13 protein-coding genes are annotated in these 21,044 nt (G+C 42.8%); 4 read left to right on the top strand and 9 right to left on the bottom strand.

All coding sequences use genetic code 11. The annotated features are described in order from the left end of the window. Positions 1 to 204 precede the first annotated feature (204 nt). The gene (locus LU293_RS06600) at positions 205 to 3,711 is read left to right on the top strand and encodes an Rne/Rng family ribonuclease (RefSeq protein WP_242746579.1); all 3,507 of its coding nucleotides are present in this window, start codon (positions 205 to 207) and stop codon (positions 3,709 to 3,711) included. A gap of 157 nt (positions 3,712 to 3,868) precedes the next feature. On the opposite strand, the gene secA is transcribed toward LU293_RS06600, so the two are convergent. The 3 genes from secA to LU293_RS06585 all read right to left on the bottom strand — a co-directional run bounded on the left by secA (position 3,869) and on the right by LU293_RS06585 (position 9,144). Continuing rightward, a complete protein-coding gene (secA, locus tag LU293_RS06595) occupies positions 3,869 to 6,649 on the bottom strand; it encodes a preprotein translocase subunit SecA (RefSeq protein WP_242746575.1) in 2,781 nt (926 codons plus the stop codon). 803 nt (positions 6,650 to 7,452) lie between these two features. Beyond that, complete coding sequence (gene hemL / locus LU293_RS06590) at positions 7,453 to 8,733, bottom strand: glutamate-1-semialdehyde 2,1-aminomutase (RefSeq protein ID WP_242746572.1); 1,281 nt, start codon at positions 8,731 to 8,733, stop codon at positions 7,453 to 7,455. 66 nt (positions 8,734 to 8,799) lie between these two features. Further along, positions 8,800 to 9,144: a zinc ribbon domain-containing protein YjdM gene (locus tag LU293_RS06585; RefSeq protein ID WP_311195304.1), complete on the bottom strand. Its 345-nt coding sequence runs from the start codon at positions 9,142 to 9,144 to the stop codon at positions 8,800 to 8,802. A gap of 96 nt (positions 9,145 to 9,240) precedes the next feature. On the opposite strand from LU293_RS06585, the gene ygfZ reads away from it, so the two are divergent. Beyond that, positions 9,241 to 9,948, top strand: coding sequence for a CAF17-like 4Fe-4S cluster assembly/insertion protein YgfZ (ygfZ, locus tag LU293_RS06580; protein ID WP_242746569.1), 708 nt, complete (start codon positions 9,241 to 9,243; stop codon positions 9,946 to 9,948). 32 nt (positions 9,949 to 9,980) lie between these two features. On the opposite strand, the gene dtd is transcribed toward ygfZ, so the two are convergent. Continuing rightward, complete coding sequence (dtd, locus tag LU293_RS06575) at positions 9,981 to 10,418, bottom strand: D-aminoacyl-tRNA deacylase (RefSeq protein ID WP_242749696.1); 438 nt, start codon at positions 10,416 to 10,418, stop codon at positions 9,981 to 9,983. Positions 10,419 to 10,710: 292 nt separating this feature from the next. Next, complete coding sequence (locus LU293_RS06570; RefSeq protein WP_242746566.1) at positions 10,711 to 11,145, bottom strand: PACE efflux transporter; 435 nt, start codon at positions 11,143 to 11,145, stop codon at positions 10,711 to 10,713. A 111-nt stretch (positions 11,146 to 11,256) separates the two neighbouring features. On the opposite strand from LU293_RS06570, the gene asd reads away from it, so the two are divergent. Next, the gene (asd, locus tag LU293_RS06565; protein ID WP_242746563.1) at positions 11,257 to 12,093 is read left to right on the top strand and encodes an archaetidylserine decarboxylase; all 837 of its coding nucleotides are present in this window, start codon (positions 11,257 to 11,259) and stop codon (positions 12,091 to 12,093) included. 52 nt (positions 12,094 to 12,145) lie between these two features. Here the strand turns inward: asd and LU293_RS06560 are convergent, their stop codons facing one another. The 3 genes from LU293_RS06560 to LU293_RS06550 form a co-directional block, all read right to left on the bottom strand. Further along, positions 12,146 to 12,568, bottom strand: a complete 423-nt coding sequence (locus tag LU293_RS06560; protein WP_242746561.1) for a diacylglycerol kinase — start codon at positions 12,566 to 12,568, stop codon at positions 12,146 to 12,148. 156 nt (positions 12,569 to 12,724) lie between these two features. Further along, complete coding sequence (locus tag LU293_RS06555; RefSeq protein ID WP_242746560.1) at positions 12,725 to 15,511, bottom strand: lactoferrin/transferrin family TonB-dependent receptor; 2,787 nt, start codon at positions 15,509 to 15,511, stop codon at positions 12,725 to 12,727. A gap of 55 nt (positions 15,512 to 15,566) precedes the next feature. Beyond that, a complete protein-coding gene (locus LU293_RS06550; protein ID WP_242746559.1) occupies positions 15,567 to 18,146 on the bottom strand; it encodes a transferrin-binding protein-like solute binding protein in 2,580 nt (859 codons plus the stop codon). A 497-nt stretch (positions 18,147 to 18,643) separates the two neighbouring features. On the opposite strand from LU293_RS06550, the gene brnQ reads away from it, so the two are divergent. Then, positions 18,644 to 19,942, top strand: coding sequence for a branched-chain amino acid transport system II carrier protein (gene brnQ / locus LU293_RS06545; RefSeq protein WP_242746558.1), 1,299 nt, complete (start codon positions 18,644 to 18,646; stop codon positions 19,940 to 19,942). Between the two features lie 87 nt (positions 19,943 to 20,029). Here brnQ and LU293_RS06540 read toward each other — a convergent pair whose 3' ends face one another. Continuing rightward, a complete protein-coding gene (locus LU293_RS06540) occupies positions 20,030 to 20,815 on the bottom strand; it encodes a transferrin-binding protein-like solute binding protein (RefSeq protein ID WP_242746557.1) in 786 nt (261 codons plus the stop codon). Between the last annotated feature and the right edge of the window lie 229 nt (positions 20,816 to 21,044).

The following is a 21,044-nucleotide window of genomic DNA, read 5'->3' as shown; positions in this document are numbered from 1 at the left end:
ATTTACCAAACACCTGTATTTACCAAACATTGATGCCAAGCAAAAGGCGAAAAATAGTTCGCCTAAGCTGACAAACCAACCAAGCGAAAAAATCTCGCCCCAAGACAATACCACAAAATTTAAGCAATTAAAACACACCCAACCATTTGTCTAATAGGCAACGCCCATCTTACCCCTTGATGTCCTTACCTTTTAAGGAACATCATGAAACGCATTTTAATCAACGCCACACACAACGAAGAGATTCGTGTGGCACTTTGTAAAGACAATCACCTATACGATTTTGACCTAGAAAATCGCACTCGTGAACAAAAAAAAGCCAACATCTACAAAGGTCGTATCACCCGTGTTGAGCCATCATTAGAAGCAGCTTTTGTGGAATATGGCTCTCTCAGACAAGGCTTTTTGCCTTTACGTGAGATTGCCCCTGAATATCTACACGGCAACCTGCGTGAAGAGAGCATCAAACAGCTTCTAAAAGAAGGTGATGAAATCATCGTTCAAGTAGAAAAAGAAGAGCGTGGCAACAAAGGGGCTGCCCTATCTACTTACATCTCACTGGCTGGTCGCTATTTGGTACTCATGCCAAATAATGCAAAAGGCGGTGGTATCAGCCGTCAAATCTCAGGCAAAGTGCGTGAAGAGATGAAGCAAATCATCGCAAGCTTAGACATTCCTAAGCACATGAGTATCATCGTGCGTACCGCTGGGCTTGGCAAAGGTTTTGAAGACCTGCAAAACGACCTTAACCACCTACTTGACATCTGGTCATCTATCCAAACCCAAAACAAAACTCGCCCAAGCCCTTGTCTTGTACACCAAGAGGCTGGCGTGGTAACTCGTGCGGTGCGTGATTATCTGCGTGATGACATTGGCGAGATTTGGATTGACAGCGAAAATGCCTACAATGAAGCTGCCAATTTCATCGCCGCCGTCATGCCAACTCAGCTTGACAAACTGCGTAAATACACAGACTACGAACCGATGTTTGCACGTTTTGGCATTGAGCGTCAAATTGAAACTGCCTATCAGCGTGAAGTACGCCTGCCATCAGGCGGTTCAATCGTCATTGACCAAACCGAGGCACTGGTATCTATTGACATCAACTCATCAAAATCCACCAAAGGCTCTGATGTTGCCGAGACCGCCTATCACACCAACCTAGAAGCTGCCGATGAGATTGCCCGCCAACTGCGTCTAAGAGACATGGGCGGTCTGATTGTCATTGATTTTATTGACATGGCAGACGCACGCCACCAAAAAGAAGTAGAAAAACGCCTAATTGAAGCGACACGCCACGACCGTGCTCGGGTACAATTTGCTGAAATCTCCAAGTTTGGACTAATGCAAATGAGCCGTCAAAGACTGCGTCCTAGCCTAGAAGAAGCCACAGGCTACATCTGCCCACGCTGTCATGGCAATGGTATGATTCGAGATTTGCGGTCTTTATCGCTATCAATCATGCGTCAAATAGAGCAAATCGCCCTAAAAGAACGTTCGGGCGAAATCCAAGCAGAAGTGCCGACTGAAATTGCAGCCTTCTTATTGAATGAAAAACGTGAAAGCCTAGTCTACCTAGAACAAGACAGCGGTGCACGTGTTACCATCTTGCCGCACGCTCATCTTGAAAGCCCAAATTTTAGCCTGCATTTTAATCCAGATGGCTTTGCCCCATCTAGCTATGAACGCATCGTCAATGCCGAAGAAGAAGAGATGGGCGACCGTGGCTATGATGTGAATTGGCAAACCCAACAAGCTGAATCTACCAACGCCAAAAATAACCGCTGGCAAGATCAATCTTCTGCTAAGCCAAACGAGAAAAAATCTGCGACAACAAAAACAGAAGAAACCCAAGCCAAACCAGCAGGACACACCCCTCAAGCAGTAGCATGGTTGTCTAATTTATTTGCTCCAAAACCACAAGCAAAGCTTGCAGACAGCCTTAACAGTGCAGATGCTGCTCTTGCGATTGAGTCACTTGTAAACTCTGGTAATGTCAGCTTAGGAGCGGCAGGTCAAATTGCCATCCCCACCAAGACCAACACAGCTCCACAAAATGAACGGGGACAGTACACCGAACGTGATGACAACGAACGCAAGCCTCGCCATAAAAAGCCAAAAAAAGAAACACTAAAAGATGAAAGCAATCCCATCAAAGAACGTCAAGATAATCACAAGAAAAAAGAAGAAAAACGTGAATATCCAAAACGTGAGGTAGGCAGTCGTCGTGAATCTCGAGGCGAAGTAGTTCGCGAGCCATCACTAACGCTTGATGTACCAAACGCTGTCGAAAAAAGCACCAAAAAAGAGTCACAAGAGCGTCCACAAAAGGCAGTAAACAGCACTGATATCGTCTTACATATCACTCCGATTATAAAAGAAAAGCTAGCGACTGAAGTGGTACATGTCTGCTTAGATGGTGATAAATCCACCAAAAAAGCACCATCAAAAACTAAGACAGATTACACAACGAGCAACAAGGCAACACACGCTCAAGGCAACGCTCAACAAGACGCTGATCACACACCTTCTGCCAAAGAAGAAATTCAGCCAAACGAAAAAGATGTTACTGTCGCACCATCAATCCCAGATGTATCCGAAAAACAGGCGATTGATGATACTGCACCAAGTCATGATGCTCACACATCAACACCAAGCAGTCAAGCAGATAAGCCTAAATTGGCAGTGCCAGCAGTAGCCACTTGGTCAAAGGCCGATGATGCTACCAAAGCAAAGCTTGCAGCTCTTGCCAAGCAGACTGGCAGAGCGATTAACGACCCAAGAGTGGTTCGCTCGCTAAGCAGTGCTGTGGCAGACATTACAGGCACGGCAGGCGACTTCATTGAACGCACACTTGGTACGTCTGCTGACGGTGATTTTATTCATCGCTTTATTGCAGCAGTTGTGAAAGCTCGTAGCGGTGAAGCAGTTGATTTTAGTAACTATGGCTATGCCTCGCTTGGTGAAACTTACCTAACAGAGTATGCACAGCAGATTACCGCTAAATCAAAGACGTCTGTTCTGCAAGGTAAGACGGCAGTTACGCCAAGTCCGATTGGTCGCCGTGCATCAAATGACCCTCGTGGTCAGCATCCTGATTTTTATAAATCAGATACGTCTAGTACCGCCGATCAAGCTACGCCAGCAGACAAGCCTATCGCTGATGACGCTGACACATACAATGCTCTAACTGGGGGTGAGGCTGCTTTAGCAGTCAGCGAACAAAGCGAAGCTTTGCTTCATCAGGTAGATGTGATCGACGACAGTCACAAACAAGAAGAGCCAAAAGCGGATGCTACTCAGCCTGACGAATCTCAAGATGCTAATGCAATAACAGCAATAGAGGAGATTAAACAAGCTGATAAAACCGATGGCGATGAGCAGACTGATACACCTGCAAAAAGTGGAGATGATACCCAAGTCGCTGTCATTGATGACAAAACTCCTAAAGTAAAACCCACCCCAAAAGCAAAGGTTAGTGTCTCACGCAATGCCAAAAAAGGCAAGGTCAAGACCAACAGCTATAAAGACATGATTGAAAATGTCGCAGGTCAGCTACTGCCTCAAGTAGGGATTCTTACACTAGCCCAGCCAAAATCCAAGGTTCGTGCTAAGAAAACCTCCAAGGCGGCTCAAAAATCTGAAGTGCGTAAAGCGGGTGCTAAAATAAATAAACCTGAAACGCCAAGCGATACAGATACTAATGGCTAGACTGTACGCTCACCAAAAAACCGTGCTAAATTAGCACGGTTTTTATTTTAGTGATTAAAAATAAAATCACACACCCTAAAAAAGCCAGCTTTATATCACATAAAAAGCAGCCGATTCAGCTGCTTTTTATGATATTAACTACTTTTTATGATGAATGCTAAGATAATTTACCGTGACATTGCTTGTATTTTAGTCCGCTACCACACGGGCAAGGTGCATTACGATTAATATTAGCTGGTATCTGTACATCATCCTCTAGGATATCGGCAGCTTTAGTGGCTGGCGGTGTTGCACCTAAAGTTAATTTCACCGTCTGAGTGGAACGTTTTGGCTCTTGCTTAGTACTTTCTGTCGTATCGCCCTCATGCTCAAACATTAGACGCATTGCCTCAATCTGACGGCGACGCTCTTCTTCCATCTGAGCAATTTCTTCTGGAGTAGCGATATGCACTCGGGCTAAATCTTGAACAACATCAGACTTAATCGCACTAAGCATTGATCGGAATAAATCAAACGACTCACGCTTATATTCTTGCTCAGGATTTTTTTGGGCATAGCTACGCAAATGAATGCCTTTTCTAAGCTGATCCATTTGGGTTAAATGCTCTTTCCAGTGGCGATCTAGGCTCTGAAGCATAAACCCACGCTCTAGCTGAGCGGCGTTCTCATCACCCATCTGAGCACGACGATCTTCATAGCGTGCAATCGCTGCATCAACAATCTTTTTACGCAAGCCTTCTTCATCTAAACGACGGTCCGCATCAAGCCAATCATTAATCGGCATATAGTAACGGAACGCCTCTTCAATCTCATCTTCAAGACCGTCAATATTCCACTGATCATCAACCGATCCAGGCGGTACAAACTGACTGATTAAGGCATTATACACTTCGTGATGCATCGCCTTTAAGCTGTCTTGCAAGTCCGCTTGATTTAACAAGTCATCACGCTGACTGTAAATAACTTTACGCTGCTCATTAGCAACATCATCATACTTGAGCAGATTTTTACGAGCATCAAAATCTCGTGCCTCAACCTTGCCTTGGGCATTCTCGATGGAGCGTGATACCATTTTATGCTCGATCGCTTCATCTTCTTTTAGACCTAATGCACGGAACATATTCGTCACACGTTCACCTGCAAAAATACGCATTAAATCATCTTCTAAGGATAAGAAAAAGCGTGATTGACCCGGGTCGCCTTGTCGGCCTGCACGTCCACGAAGCTGATTATCAATTCGTCTGCTCTCGTGGCGTTCTGAGCCTATGATATGTAAGCCACCTGCTGCTTTTACTGCCTCATTGCGTTTTTGCCACTCGGCTTGCTCTTGGGCTTTTTGTTCCTCGCTTAAGGTGCTTAAGTCGTCAAATCGTGCCTGCCAATTACCGCCTAGAATAATATCTGTACCACGCCCTGCCATGTTGGTTGCAATCGTTACCGACTTTGGATAACCTGCCTGAGCGATAATCTCAGCTTCACGCTCGTGCTGCTTGGCATTTAGCACATTATGCTTGATGCCTTCTTGGTCAAGTAAATAAGACAGCTCTTCAGATGCCTCAATGGTAGCAGTACCCACCAGCACAGGTGCACCTTTCTCCGTGATTTTTTTAATTTCTTCAATAATGCCTTTATATTTACCAAGTTTTGTCAAATAAATCTGATCATCCATATCCACACGGGCGATTGGGCGATGCGTTGGGATAATCACCACATCTAAATCATAGGTAGACTTAAATTCAGCAGCCTCAGTATCTGCCGTCCCTGTCATGCCAGACAATTTGTCATATAAGCGAAAATAGTTTTGGAAAGTGGTGGTTGCCATCGTTTGGTTTTCAGCTTGAATCTCCACGCCTTCTTTGGCTTCCACCGCTTGGTGCAACCCTTCTGACCAACGGCGACCCGGCATAGTACGCCCTGTATTCTCATCAACAATAACCACTTCATTTTCATCGCTGACGATATAATGAATATTCTTAACGAAGATATGATGAGCTCGGATTGCCGCTTGAACGTGTGCCAATAAAGGCAGACGAGCAGGGCTGTATAAGCTTTCGTTCTCACCAAGCTCACCTACCTCCACTAAGAATTTTTCTATTTTCTCATAGCCTTTTTCGCTAATCTCAATGGCACGGTTTTTCTCATCAATCCAAAAATCGCCGTCCTTATTTTCCTTATTCGCCTCTTCATCTTCAGAGCGTACTAGACGTGGAATAATGGTATTAATAAGTGAGTACAAATGAGCAGAATCCTCAGCCTGTCCTGAGATGATGAGCGGTGTGCGTGCTTCATCAATCAAGATAGAGTCAATCTCATCAATGATGCAATAATTGAGTGGTCGTTGTTTCTTCTCTTCAAGACTAAAGACCATATTATCACGCAGATAATCAAAGCCGTACTCATTATTCGTGCCATAAGTGATGTCAGCACGATAAGCCTCAAATTTGTCTTGGGGTGGCTGCTGGCTATAAATGACACCAACCGTCAAACCTAGAAAATTAAACAGCGGTCGGTTTAGCTCAGCATCACGAGTTGCCAGATAGTCGTTCACAGTAACCACATGTACGCCTTTACCGCTTAAGGCATTAAGATAAATGGCAAGGGTTGCCATCAAGGTCTTGCCCTCGCCTGTCTTCATCTCAGCAATTTTACCCTCATGCAAGGTCATACCGCCAATGAGCTGTACATCATAATGTCGCATACCATTGACACGTTTGGACGCTTCACGACAAACGGCAAAAGCCTCTGGCAAAATCTTATCAAGGCTTTCGCCATTTTGATAGCGTGCCTTAAATTCTGCTGTTTTTTGGCGTAATTCATCATCAGATAATACTAAAATAGCAGGCTCAAAGGCATTGATGGCATTAACCACCTTACGCATACGTTTTAATTCACGGTCATTTTTTGTGCCAATGACACTACTGATTACTTTTACTAACATACAAATTCCAACTTAAACTTAAATTTCAATAACAATTACAAAGTATAAAAACTTGGCAAACCCTTGATTTTTCATAAGATTTTTACACTAAGAATGTACCATCATCCGCACTATATTAGACGTACATAATTTTATAAACTGTAAGTTGGGCAAAACTTGCGATACCCAAAATTATCAACAACCAAAAATACCAATAGGTTGATACAAAATCTTTTTTTTTGCAAGTCCTTATATAATTACAATTTAAAGAAAAACAAGGAGAATTGGCTTTGGTAGATTAAAGTAGCTTATTTATCTATCCAAATTTATCTACTCAAAATTACAGCTTTAATGACTAAGCACTGTTATTAATAACACTCCCTTAGTTAAAAGCCACCTCTTTTATGACTAATAAATATCGCCTTATTGCCTAATTATAATTATTGACAACTTTAGGTGACGTACTTATCGCTATTACCCGCTCAATAAGTTTGTGCAGCATACTAATTGCAAGTACAAATTTAAAGCTAGTAGACCAAATTAAGCCTTAATGTCAAAAAAATCTCGCCATCATCTACCAATAATCTAAAAAACACAAATCCATAGCAAAATTCACCAAATCTTGCACATTCCACAAAGACAAGGTGACTCAAAGATAGTCGACACTTAACCTGTACAAAATCTAAGCATGATAAGCTGTGCTAAACTGATGCAAAAATCAGAAGGATAATACAAAAGATAAATACTAGCAGTGATGAAGACCGCTACAAACACCGACCTGTTATAAAATTAGGAGAGCTGTAACGGTTTATCATGCTGTTTTACTACACCATGCTTGCAAATACGCCATCTGCAACTTTTAAGGTCTCATCAATATCTTCATCAGTGTGGGTGATAGACATAAATGCCGCCTCAAAAGCAGATGGAGCAAGATATACGCCACCTTCTAACATTCCGTGGAAAAACTTGGCAAATTTTTGGCTGTCAGTCTGACTTACATCATTAAAATTCTTAGGCAGACTATCTGCAAAAAATAATCCAAACATACCGCCCACATGACAAGTCTTAAATGGCACACCATGCTTGTCGGCAAGGGCTTGTAAGCCATTAACAAGCTTTGCAGTTTTGGCGGTTAAATCATGATAAAAGCCGTCTGCTGTTAATTCATCAAACATCGCCTTACCCGCTCGCATTGCCAAAGGGTTGCCAGAGAGCGTACCTGCCTGATACACCCCACCTGTTGGGGCGATATGCTCCATGATTTCACGCTTACCACCAAATGCACCGACAGGCAGACCTGCACCGATGATTTTACCAAAAGTGGTCAAATCAGGTGTGATACCAAAATACGCCTGAGCACCTCCAAGCCCCACACGAAAACCTGTCATCACCTCATCAAAAATCAGCACTGCACCGTTATTCGTACAAAGCTCACGCAGCGTCTCATGGAAATCTTGGCTTGGGATAATCATATTCATATTGCCTGCAATCGGCTCAACAATAACGCAAGCAATCTCTTGACCAAACTTATCAAAAGCTTCTTTTAAGACATTCACATCGTTATAAGGCAAGGTTAGGGTATGTTTGGCAAAATCTGCTGGCACGCCACGAGAAGTCGGCTCACCAATATCAAGCATACCAGAACCTGCTTTTACCAAAAGACTGTCAGAATGCCCATGATAACAACCTTCAAACTTAACAATCTTATCACGCCCTGTATAGCCCCTCGCAAGACGAATGGCGGACATGGTCGCCTCTGTGCCAGAGCTTGTCATACGGAGCAAATCAATACTAGGCACGATATCAGCAATAATGTCTGCCATCGTCGTCTCGTAAGGCGTTGGAGCTCCAAAAGATAGCCCATCATCGGCAGCATCCTTAACTGCCTTGATAACCTTAGGATGTGCATGCCCCAAAATCATCGGACCCCAAGAACCCACATAATCAATGTACGCCTTGCCATCTGTGTCGTACATTTTTGAGCCCTTTGCACGACTGATAAAGACTGGCGTACCACCCACGCCTGCAAAGGCACGTACAGGAGAGTTCACACCGCCTGCGATGTGGCGTTTGGCATTGTCAAATAATGTTTGGTTAGTAGTCATGACATTCTCTTTTAGTCTTAAGTGATTGATTAATAACTGTAAAGCTGCATCACACTTAGCAAGCAATTAGGCTTTTTTTACTACGCTTGATTTTAATTTCATTGCCCCAAAACCATCAACTTTACAGTCGATATCATGATCATCTGGTGCGTCATAAATTAGGCGGATAGATTTTACCTTAGTGCCAACTTTAATCGGCGTCGATGAGCCTTTAACTTTTAAGTCCTTAATCACCGTTACCGCATCGCCATCATTAAGCACATTACCCACAGCGTCTTTAATAACAGGTGTATCAGCATCAGCATCAGCCTCGCCATCTTTCCACTCGTAGGCACACATCGGACAAATTAGTAAATCACCGTCAGCATAGGTATAATCTTCATTGCATTTAGGGCAAGCAGGTAAACTCATAATCACTTCCAAAAATTGATAAAACGACATTATAGCATTTTTGGGTAATTTTAGTGTTAAAATGTTACAATAAAGCGATGAAAACTATGGGGATAAATGATGAAGTTTAGTAAAATCACCTTATCAGGTGCTGACAATGCCAAATTCTTACAAGGTCAGCTAACTGTCAATGTAGATAAATTAAGCAAAAAGCTTACGCCTTGTGCTATCAGCAATCTAAAGGGTCGTGTGCAGTTTGGTCTGTGGGCGTATAAGTCAGATGATGACTTTGTGTTAATCATCGCAAGCGACTTAGCAGATGAATTTATCGCTCACCTTAAAAAGTACGGTGCATTTTCCAAAATTAACATCGCTGATGTTTCTGACGTCTATGCTTGCGTGGTAGATGGTCTGCCAAGCTTTCATGAAGACGCCAGTCTTGCTGATTTTAAGGCATGGGCAGCACTAAGCATCCAAACTGGCAATGCGTGGATTACTAAGGCGACCACCGAACTGTTTCAGCCACAAGAATTACGCCTACATCAGCGTCATGGCGTGGATTATGACAAAGGCTGTTATTTGGGTCAAGAAATCATCGCAAGGCTGTACTTTAAGGCAAGCCCTAAAGCCTATCTACATCGTATGCACACCCCCATAAAAGTCGCTGATGGCGATAAGCTTGACAAAATTCAAGTGGTTAATGCCATCGCAACGCCTGATGGTTATGAGTGCTTGGTGATTGGCTCGCCTGAACAAGTTGCCAAAACTGGGCAGATATTACCCTTGCCTAGTGGGTTAAATGGCGATGTCGCACGAGTATCCTAATGTGGCGTGTGCCATTTTTATGACATCAATCATCACACTTGTAACAGAAAATTAATCGGACCATCATTGGTGGCGGTTACCATCATATCCGCCCCAAATTCACCCGTTTGCACTGCTTGGTGGCAGGATTTAGCATAGTTGACAAGCTCATTAAACAGTACTTTAGCATCGCTTGGTGGCATTGCTTGTGTAAAATCAGGACGGCGACCATTTTTAGTATTTGCCATCAAGGTAAACTGCGATACCAAAAGCAGCTCACCACCAATATCACTAAGCGATTGGTCTAGCTTTCCTTGTGCATTCTCAAAAATACGATAGCTTAAAATCTTATCAATCAATTTAACCGCTTTATTAAAGTCGTCTTCATGTCCAATGCCAATATATGCCAAAACACCCAAGCCAATCTGCCCCACCATCCGCTCACCAACAACCACATCGGCACGGCGTACCCGCTGAATTAATGCTTTCATCATTTACCCCAAAACTGCTTACAATACACATCAGCCCATCAGACTAATGCCAAACCACCAATCCACAACAATTATCTTGCCATCGCAAATACACCCCAAACAAATGCGTGCCAAGCAAAGTAACAGCTTAGCCCCTAAGTCTAAAGAATGCCAACGATAATGAGCCTAATCAAAGACTTACCAAGCCAAATCGGCAATGCTGGCAAAATCTACACCTATCATCACAGCATGTCTTTATGCAGCCAATCATTGCAATCACTAAGATAAGATTTATGATAAATGCTATATTTTGTCATGCTTTTTTGCGATGAATGGTAAAGCGTATATAATCATATAACCAATGAAAAATAAAAGCATACACCATAATGGCAAGCGATAACCCAATATCCATTACCAATGCTTGCCAAAACGACAGTGATAACCCAATAGCAACCACAGGCACGGTAAATAACAGCAGCCCACTTTCAAATAAACACACCTGTAATGTGCGTACCACGATGGTGCGATTAAGCCTTTCGCCTACAAATACCTGATCAAAACCATAATTAAACACCACATTCCACACCATCGCAATCACTGAAATAATGACAGATACCACCACGCCACTTATGACCGCATGATCTGATAGCTTAATAATCCACACCGACAGCGATACCGCCCCCATCTCAAATAATACCGCCTGAAAAATGCGTTCGGCGGCGGTCATAGGCTTGGCAAGGTGAGTCATAAACTGTATATAGCTTGTGAAATTACTGATATTATAGCAAACTTGGTGTACAATACCTTAACATCTTTGACCACTCTTGGTATATCACCACCACACATAGGAAACAGCTTTATGAATTTATTTGCTACTTTACAAAACATCGTCCCGCAGCAAGCTTTATCCAAACTTGCTGGCACACTCGCCAAAAGCCAAAATCCCTACATTAAAAAAGCCTTTATCCATACTTTTGCTAAAGCCTATGATATCCGCCTTAATGAGTATGCACGTGGCGATTTTGGGGATTATGCCAGCTTTAATGACTTTTTTACTCGTGAACTACAAGCAGGCAGTCGCCCTATCGATGATACGCCCAATGGCATCGCTTGCCCTGCTGATGGCGTCATCTCCCAGATCGGGCATATCCACTTAGGACAGCTAATCCAAGCTAAGGGGCGTGAGTATGATGTCGGTCAGCTGCTTGCAGATTTTGAGCTTGGCAAGAGTTTTGAAAACGGTGCATTTGCCACCATCTACCTTGCACCAAGCAACTACCACCGTGTGCATATGCCTTTTGATGGAACATTAGTTGCCACGCATTATGTGCCTGGCACGCTGTTCTCGGTGAATGACACCACCGCCCAAAATATCCCTGATTTATTTGCTCGCAATGAACGCTTGGTCTGTGTATTTGATACCGCCTTTGGCAAGGCGTGCGTGGTCTTGGTTGGGGCGATGATTGTCGCTGGAATCGAATGCGTCGCAACAGGTAAAATCAAACGCACACCTTATATTCAGCATCGTACACATGACTTAGCCTTACATAAAGGTGATGAATTGGGGCGATTTTATTTAGGCTCAACTGCCATTGTTGTACTGCCAAAATCTGCACAAACTTTATGGCATGAAGCTTTTAAACATGGCAAAAAAACGCTCATGGGTGAAAAACTAGGCACATTGCAAGGCATTTAAGGCGACTAGCCACACTTTTAGGGCGTAGGCAGATGGCATACGCCCTATTTTATCACTTTATAAAAATTGCCATCAACCATAATACAGCAATCAAGCTAAGTGTTACAAACTGAGCTGCCGATCCGACATCTTTGGCAATCTTTGCCAGCATATGCCGTTCAGTAGAAATACGGTCAATTGTCGCTTCTAGCCCTGTGTTAAACAGCTCCACCACAATAGAGATTGCCGATGCCATCACTAAAATCATCTTCACAGGCAGTAAAAACGGCGTAAAGATTAAAACCACAATCAAAACAGCATTTAGCCAAACAACTTGGCGAAAGGCTGCTTCATGGCGATACGCTGCTAAAAAACCATCTTTAGAATAGCCTGCCGCTTTTTTAATACGGCTAATGCCTGTTTTGCCTTTAATTTGGGCGGCATAGCCATCTAAGTGGCTGTGGATTTTTTGGTCTTGGTAGGCTTGCTTTTTCATAATGCACCATGTTTGTCTTAAGGAATAATTCTACACAAAAAAGGCGATTAAATACAAGTGTCAAAATCAGCCTCCAATAACAATAAACAAATAAAGCCAGATAATAAGCAAATAAAAAAGCGGATAATCAATCCGCTTTTTTATCTTGTGAATAAATTAGAAAGTCAGCTCCATGCCAAGCGTGAAGTTGCGACCGGGGGCGGCATATCGGCTTGGACTTAGGTTTTGATGACCAACCAAATCCGTGCCTTTGCTTGATGACTGTCTGGCACTCTCCCATGTGGTGTAGCGGTAGTTTAGCACGTTATTGATGCCTGCTCGCAGACTAACGGCATCATTGACATGATAATAACCTGACAAATCTAATGTCATCCACGGCTTGGTGGTGAGTGCGGTGGTGGTTTTGTCATAGCCACTACCAAAACTTGTGCGGTTAAAGGCAAGCTCATCAAGATTTTTTGACTTAGAGTATATCCATGTTGCTGTGGCACCCCATTTTTCATTTGGATTGTCATACGATAGACCATAGACAAACCGCCCCGGTTGCACCGCTTCTAGTGGATAAGATTCTACCGTATGCCAATCGCCTTTATTTAAAAATAAGCGGTCAGCTTTGATTTTGCTGTATGAGCCGAATGCCACAAGGCCTTCTGGGATTGGTTCATACAAGGCGTTCAAATCCACACGTCCACGCACATTCACACCTTTTAGATCGGCATTTTGGGCGTTGTGATAGCCTGTTTGTTGGGCTTTTGGCAGATTGCAGTTCATGTTGGGCAAGCACAGTGTACCTTTGGCGATTAAATCTCGGTATTGGCTACTAAATATGCTCGTCTCTACGTCTATCACGCCATTATTAAAGCGGATACCCAGTTCACGGCTTTTGGATTTTTCTGAATTTAAATCTTGGACAAAGAAATATTCTCCGCCACGTTCATTACCAGCGATGCCGTCATAACCATAGATTTCTTGGAAACTTGGCACACGAAAACCTGTGGAGATTTTGCCAAGTAAGGCAATGTTATCGGTCAAATCATAATTTAGACCAATACCCCATGATTGGTTGCGATAGGTTTTGTTGCGTACGGCTTTGTCGTCTGATTTGACCGCCGATTTGTCAAAGCGTGCAGATGCACTTAGCGACAGCTTATCCCAACGGCTGATGTTAGATAGACCAATGAAAGTATTTTTCATGCTAATTGGCAGACGAGTGCAGTTGACTTTATCATAGCACGTATCTTCACTAAAAATCTTCACGCCCAAATCTTTATAAATATCTATGCCATTGTCTGAACCAATGATGTCAGCAAGATGGCGTGCGTGGCGTGCGGTGTTGGTGCGGTGATAATTGGCGGTATTTTGACTTGCCCCCAATAAAATCTGGGTGCGGTGGTCGGTGTTGCCAAGCGACCAGTTTTTATTAAGATTTAGGTTGCCAAGATGGGTTTTTTCGCCATAGTAGGCTTTTTCGTTGATGGCAAATGAGCCTGCTTTGTCGGTGCTGACATCGCAATTTTCGTCCACGCTTGGATATAAGCTACACCCTTTTTTGGTGGAAGCGGTGTTCTGGTTGATTTTTTGGTAGGTATAATTGGCGCTGATTTTATCAAAAAACGGAGCATTGGTGTAGTCATAAGACAGACTGGCGCGCTGTTTTTTGTGCAATTCATCAAGCAGTTTGACACGAGTGTATTTTAAGGAAGGCAATATTGTGTCGCCTTTTTTGTGTATGCCAGTTAGTTCAAAAGATGAAGCATTTTTGGGCAAATCTGAACTACTGCGGTTATAAGTTGTCAAAAACGCCATGCCAGTATCACAGCGACCTTTGGCATCGGTTGGCAGGTAGTTACAATAGCTCATATCACGGCTGTCATAGCGTTGGCGTGTGTCTTCTAAGATTAATCCAAAATTATGGTTTTCGTTTGGCGTAAAGGTAAAGTTGCCAAGATAAGAATCAGATTCATAATCCATCGGATTGGGCAAAAGTCTCTCATAGCCTGCATAATCTTTGGCAGAGACCGTTTCAGTTTTGTGTTGCATATTTGCATATTGAGCTTTTTCTATCTCTGATAAATCATCATAAGAACGACCGCCCAAAATGATTTTTTCGCTCGTAGGCTTTAAAAAGTACATCACACAATCAGCACCAGTACAATCATCAAAGCGAAAACGGTTGTACGGCGTGTCTTTATCGCGCAAATCATACTTTTCTTCATAAGAGCTTAACCGCTCAAACGTATGTGTGCCCTTGCCTGCGTCCTTATGAGCGTGAACGCCTTCACCTTTGCGTTTGGTGTATTGAATCAGTCCGCTGGCTGTGTCTGATTGCATGGCAGCCGCCAATGTTTGGGTGAATCGCTTATCACGACTGGTATAGGTGCTTTGGCTTTTAAAGACGTGGTCTTTGTCGGCAGGAATAATGTGGCTTGCTTTTTTGGTGGTAAATTCCACCGAGCCACCCAACGCCCCACTGCCTGCGAACGCCCCATTACTGCCTTTGGCGATGTCTACGGCATACACATTGGCAATTTCTACTTCATTCATAGAGCCTGTATTGCCAGAGTTACTGGTCTCGTCCACATAAGACTGCGACTGTGCTACGCCGTCCACAGTAACGGCGACTCGGTTTTTGTCCACGCCATAAATGGCATAGCCACTGCTACCGCCACGTCCTTGCTCTACGACCGAGACCCCTGCGTCATATTTGACCATATCTCGTATGCCAGTAACCTGCTCTTTTTTTAGGTCATCTTGGCTTTTACTGATTCGAGACAGACCACTCACGTCCTTTTTGAAGCGAGTGGGTTTGGCATTGACAGTAACTTTGGTGGTTTGTAATTGAACGCTGGGCGTTTTTTTGCCATTATGTGTATCATCAGCGAATGCGGTCGTGGTACACAAAATCGCCAAAATTTGACACGTTAAAAATTTCTTTTGAAACATCATTTATCCTTATCACAAACTTAGTCAGTATGATGGGTGTAATTGGCTATTTGCCTTATTTCTCGTCTTTTTTTGCCCCAAAGACCATGCCAAGTCGTATGCTTTCGTCGTTAAAGCTACTTGGCTTACCGTCATTATTATTATAATGAATACTGCCACCAAGCTCTGCCCCATTATCGCCATAAAATCCGCCCATCACTTTGGCATCTTTGATATGAATGGTCTCAGTCGCCCCAGTACTAAAACGGTTAAAGGTAAAGCCTGCGTCTTCGGTTTTTGCCGTGCCACTAAATGCTGTGCCATTGATTTTGGCGTTCATATCAAGCACAGGCTGCGTACCTGTCAAAAATCTGCCTATTAGTGTTTTTTGACCAAAATCAGCGGTAAACTTAGCGGTGTTATTTTGAGCATCATCAGAAAAATAATTTTTGACAAAAGGATTGTTGTCATACTTAGCGTCTGTCTCTTTTCTTGGGCGAGTGCTGTCAATAAAGCCTGTCCAATGCCCTGAATAAGTGGCGGTGCCTGTATCAGGAATGGCTTTTGAACGCTGACCTTGTACAAAGTAACGTGTGTCTGTCATGTCGCCGACATTAAAACGCCCAAACTTGGTATATGCCAAATTATCACAGCACACATGGATAAATTTGGTGGACGTTTTGCCATCATCGGTTTGGGCAAGCACAAAGGTGCGAGCTTGACCGTTTTTTGTAACTTGAATGACTTGGGTGTCGGCAAGCACTTCATCTACTTTTGTAGCATTGAGATTATAAGATTTACCACCCACACGTAGGCGAGCAGGGTCGCCAAAGCTTGCCAGCTCACTTGTGCTAACTTGGCTAGATATTTGCCCACGTGCGGTGTTAAGATAGTTGGCTCTGGCTTTTTCAAAAGCACTGTCCATTGCCACCAATTCTTCATCCTCTAAGGTAAAATCTTCATAAGCCTTTAATTTTTCGTCCATCTCTTCGTCGGTACTATCCCCACGAAATACTTCCCAAAAAGCGGGGGTTTGTTTTAATTTTTCAATTTGCCCATCAAAGATAGCACTAAACAGATTATCTTCTATCGTCATTGCCAATGGTTGGCTTATCGTTTGCTTGGCATATTCGTTCTCAAAGGCTTCACTGATTGCAAAGTACTGGTCTTCAATTTTAACTTTTTCTTCGCTACTTAATTGATCAAAATTTATCAAAGTTTCATCAAGATTTGGTATGCCACCTTCAAGCTTTGTCCAAAAATCACCCAACTCATCTTGGATTTTTGTTTGAACGTCGGTGTTGCTTGCCAAATTAGCAAATTCCGTAGGGATATAAGCAGGCAGCTCTTTTGGTACTTCACGCACAACATTGGTCAAATCTTTATTATAAATCACACGGTCATGGCTTGGGGTGATTAAAGTGGCGTCAAAGAGCTTTTGACTATCTTTGGTTTCGGTGGTCTTTTTTGCCCCAAACACACCGACTAAGTCGTTGGTGTTCGTTACAAATTTCCCAGCAAGCTCTGCTGCATCATCCCCATAAAATCCGCCTTCTACCACGCCATCTGACGCAAATAACGCCTTGTCGGTGCGAGTGTCCTTTTGTGTGTAGGTTGTGCCATAGTGCTTGATGGTGCGTGGCTTGCCGTCTTTATCTACTTGCGATTTGATGTCGCCTGTGAAACGATTTTGTTTGATGTCGCCGTTGATTTTGTACAAGGGCGTGTAAGGTTGTCGCATTTTGGCAAGCTTTTCTTGTTTGACTTGCTCGCTGTCGCCATCTTTGATTTCTACTTTTTGTGGATGTTTTTGCTCGTATGGGTTTTCATAGCCAAGTGTGCCGCTTAGTTTCTTGTCAGCAAAATCAACGGTAAAATCAGCAATCATATTGTCATAGCGATTTTCAGTATTGGCAGACGACATATCACCATTACGTGCAAGATGGTTGGCACTAGAAAATTTAGCATTGCCCCGAGCGTCATTAAAATTGATTAAATCATGATGATATTTACTGTTATCGGCGCCGTGTATATCCACGTTGATGGTTTCATCTTTTTCGGCTTTTTTATCTTGGGCATCGCTCATATAAAGCCAATGACCTTTGTAGTGTATGCTATTTTCCACAGGCATGGCAGATGATGGGCTGTCGCCATGATAGAACGTGTAGATGAGCGGAATTTGTCTGTCGTTTTTGCCTACGTTGCTCTCTTGAATGAGATGTCCGAAGCGAACATATGTGTAATCGCCATAGTTGTCTTGATAGCGGATAAATTGTTTATTGGGATTGACGGCTTTTAAATCGCCAAGTCCTGTGATGGTAACCGCACCATCGCCATGAAATAGGCTGTGGTTAAAATCAGGGTTGTCGCCAAGGGAAGTGATGTCATCTGTATTGATTGATTTGATTTGGCTACCATCATCACGCACCACACCTTTCATCAAAAATCCCAATGCAGGCTTGGTCAGCGCGTCGGTATTTTCGCTATTGGCATTTGGTATGGTTTCAGGTTGTGGATTGCTTGGGGCTTTACTTGGTATCACGGTTGGGGTAGCGTGATTGACTGCACCAAAATCACCGCCCACACAGCCTGTTAAAATACCCATCATCGCCACAGACATGGCTTGATATAAGCGGGTGCGTTTATGTATAGACACTGGTTACTCCTAAGATAAATTCCATAAAATAGATAAGCTATGTATGATATGTAGTAACTATCGTACACGATTGTTACAATTATATACTTAATAAAAATCATTATCAATATCTTTTGTGTTTTTGATAATAAATATTTAAGTAGTATTTCTTTGGTTGCTAGGGCTAAAATATTCACAGCTAAGTTGTGTATTGATTTGATAATGCAATGAGTGAGCTTGGTGCAGATTGATTAGCGAAAGATTTATCAAGGTTATCTTGATGATGGATTTATAAAATCAAGCCACCGCCTGCATCTAAAAGACATCTTATGAAAAATACCTTTGTTAATTGCAAGCGATCTAAGACGATGGCGATACGTTATGCCAAACTGCTTATTTGTTTTCAGGGTTTACAAGTACTAGCCTTTTACTTGCCAGTAGATAAAATTGTTAAGAATGTTTAACACGTTTTGCTTAAATATTGTTAAAATAACCAATTTTTGTTAAGAGTTATTTTGATGAATAAAAACACCCTAAGCATCGGCTTTATGCTGTTTGCTTTTTTCTTTGGCTCAGGCAATCTGATTTTTCCGCCCAAACTCGGGTTTGAGAGCGGAGAGTTTTTTACTCCTGCAATTGTTGCATTTATTTTGACAGGGGTGGGACTGCCTTTACTAAGTTTGATGATTGGTGCTAAATATGAAGGCGGTTATCAGTCTGCCTTGGCACGCATACACCCTTGGTTCTCTGTGGCGTTGCTTGTGGCGATTTATTTGACGCTTGCTCCTTTATTTGTCATTCCACGTACAGGGGCGGTGGCTTACGAGATGGCGGTCGTGCCATTTTTGGATATGCCAAACTGGATAAGCCTACTTGTTTTTACGCTGATTTATTATGCCTTGTCGCTGTGGTTGTCATTAAGCCCCGGTAAGATGATTGATCGCATTGGGGCGGTTTTGACTCCTGTGCTACTTTTGACGATACTATCTTTGATTGTGATGTCTTTGATTATCCTAAATGCCAATCCTGTTAGTACAGCAACCCCTGCCTATGCTGATGGGGCGTTTTTTGCAGGGTTTTTGGAAGGCTATAATACGATGGACGTGCTGGCAGCTGTGGCGTTCTCAGGCATTGTGATGAATGTCATTCGTGAAAAAGCAGGGGCTAATGCAAATCTATTTTCCCAAACCACAAAAGCAGGACTGATTGCAACTTTTGGGCTTGCACTTATTTATCTGTCTTTGGGGTGGATTGGTAATCATTTGCCCATATCGGCAGATGAGATGGCTCAAATTAGCAATAAGGGACAAAATATCGGCACGTTTATTTTGACTCAATCGGCGGTTTTGGGCTTTTGGTCATTAGGGGGTGTGGTGCTTGGGCTGATTGCGTCTTTGGCGTGTCTGACGACAACTGTGGGGCTGACGGTCTCTGCGTCTGAATATTTTTATGAAACTTTCCCTAAAATTGGCGGTGTTCATTTATCCTACAAAAGCTATGTCATCATCTTTACTTTGGTCGGTTTTGTCTTGGCAAACCAAGGGCTAAGTGCTGTGATTAGCAAGTCCATTCCTGTGCTACTTGTGTTATATCCCATCACAATGACGGCGATAGCCTTGCTTGGCATTCATCTGCTCAAACCCATGCCGATGATTGCTCAGCGTGTCAGTCTGTTATTCGTTGCGATGGTGTCTATTTTATCGGTGGCAGGCGTGAATTTGCCATTAAAGGCGTATTCTATGGAGTGGCTGCCTTTTGCCATTGTAGGATTTGTGGTGGGATTTGTATTTCATAAAATAGCAAGAAAAAAAGCCTAATCATTTCATGCTGTGATATTTCATACTTTTGTATTCAAAAAAAAGACTTGTGATTGACAAGTCTTTTTTTTTAAGCGGTGAGATGGCTTATTGAGCGGTATTGGTTTTTTGAATGGTGCCAAATACGCCATTGCCATAGGTGTTATTTTGCCAAATGCCGACCGCTTCTTTGGCATGGTCGCCAAAAAATGCACCTTGAACGCTTGTGCCTTCATGTGTACCAATAAAGGTATTGTCTTTGATGGTCGCTTGAATATTCAGATAATCTTTGGCTTTGGCGTTTAGGTCTATTTGCTCTGGGGGAATGCGGATTTCGGCACTGTGGATTTGTCCAGTCAAATTTTTGGTTGTAAAATTGGCCGTTAGGGTAATGTCGCCTGTTTTTTTGGCAACACCATCTTTGATGATTAAGCCGACCCCTTCATAATGAACGATGCCTTTTGGTAGGTCGCTTGTGGCTGTGAGATTGCCTTGATAAAACAGATGGCTTTTTTTGGTGATGTCATCTGATAGCCAGCCTGCTTTTGTGTTAAGATTGTAATTGGCATGACGTATATTTTCGCTATCTGTTGCTGTCAGTGCAAATACTTTGCCGTCAATGCTAATGCTGTTGATGTCAGTATTGCCATTAATAATACGAACCTTGTCTGTGCCATCTGCCTGAGTATGCCCAACAATGAGCGATGGCAAGCTAACGTTTGGAGCAGGGGCTGGGCTTGTTAGAGCTGACTTGGTTTGTTGGTCTGTGTTTTGTTGGTTTAGCGTGGGCGTGGGATTTACGGTATTGCCATGAGTTGTGCCACCACAAGCTGTGAGCAATAACGTGGGTAGTAATAATGTGGATAATGCAAAGGGGGTGATGGCTGTTTTCATATATATACCTATAAAAGTGGGCTGTTATCGATAAGGGTAAAAATTTGATGTCCAATTATCAGACTAAATTTAGCATCAGACCAAACTTAATTTATCTTTATTTTAATTATATCATAAATTTAAGTTGGGTTAATTTATTTTGGAATACACTAAAATAACGCCTGTATTTACCAGTATTATGCATAAAGTAATTGATTATAAATTATTAAAACCCCCACCCAAAACCACT

The organism is Moraxella nasovis, assembly GCF_022701215.1.
GTDB classification, from domain to species: Bacteria; Pseudomonadota; Gammaproteobacteria; order Pseudomonadales; family Moraxellaceae; genus Moraxella; species Moraxella nasovis.
Note: the sequence above shows the minus strand (reverse complement) of the source record. Positions and strands in the feature narration are given on the sequence as shown.

Excerpts from the sequence above, each read along its gene's own strand:
- LU293_RS06585 (WP_311195304.1), bottom strand. The coding sequence starts at position 9,144 with ATGAGTTTACCTGCTTGCCCTAAATGCAATGAAGATTATACCTATGCT.
- brnQ (WP_242746558.1), top strand. The coding sequence starts at position 18,644 with ATGAATAAAAACACCCTAAGCATCGGCTTTATGCTGTTTGCTTTTTTC.
- LU293_RS06600 (WP_242746579.1), top strand. The coding sequence starts at position 205 with ATGAAACGCATTTTAATCAACGCCACACACAACGAAGAGATTCGTGTG.
- LU293_RS06560 (WP_242746561.1), bottom strand. The coding sequence starts at position 12,568 with ATGAAAAAGCAAGCCTACCAAGACCAAAAAATCCACAGCCACTTAGAT.
- ygfZ (WP_242746569.1), top strand. The coding sequence starts at position 9,241 with ATGATGAAGTTTAGTAAAATCACCTTATCAGGTGCTGACAATGCCAAA.
- secA (WP_242746575.1), bottom strand. The coding sequence starts at position 6,649 with ATGTTAGTAAAAGTAATCAGTAGTGTCATTGGCACAAAAAATGACCGT.
- LU293_RS06555 (WP_242746560.1), bottom strand. The coding sequence starts at position 15,511 with ATGTTTCAAAAGAAATTTTTAACGTGTCAAATTTTGGCGATTTTGTGT.
- dtd (WP_242749696.1), bottom strand. The coding sequence starts at position 10,418 with ATGAAAGCATTAATTCAGCGGGTACGCCGTGCCGATGTGGTTGTTGGT.
- LU293_RS06570 (WP_242746566.1), bottom strand. The coding sequence starts at position 11,145 with ATGACTCACCTTGCCAAGCCTATGACCGCCGCCGAACGCATTTTTCAG.
- hemL (WP_242746572.1), bottom strand. The coding sequence starts at position 8,733 with ATGACTACTAACCAAACATTATTTGACAATGCCAAACGCCACATCGCA.
- LU293_RS06540 (WP_242746557.1), bottom strand. The coding sequence starts at position 20,815 with ATGAAAACAGCCATCACCCCCTTTGCATTATCCACATTATTACTACCC.
- asd (WP_242746563.1), top strand. The coding sequence starts at position 11,257 with ATGAATTTATTTGCTACTTTACAAAACATCGTCCCGCAGCAAGCTTTA.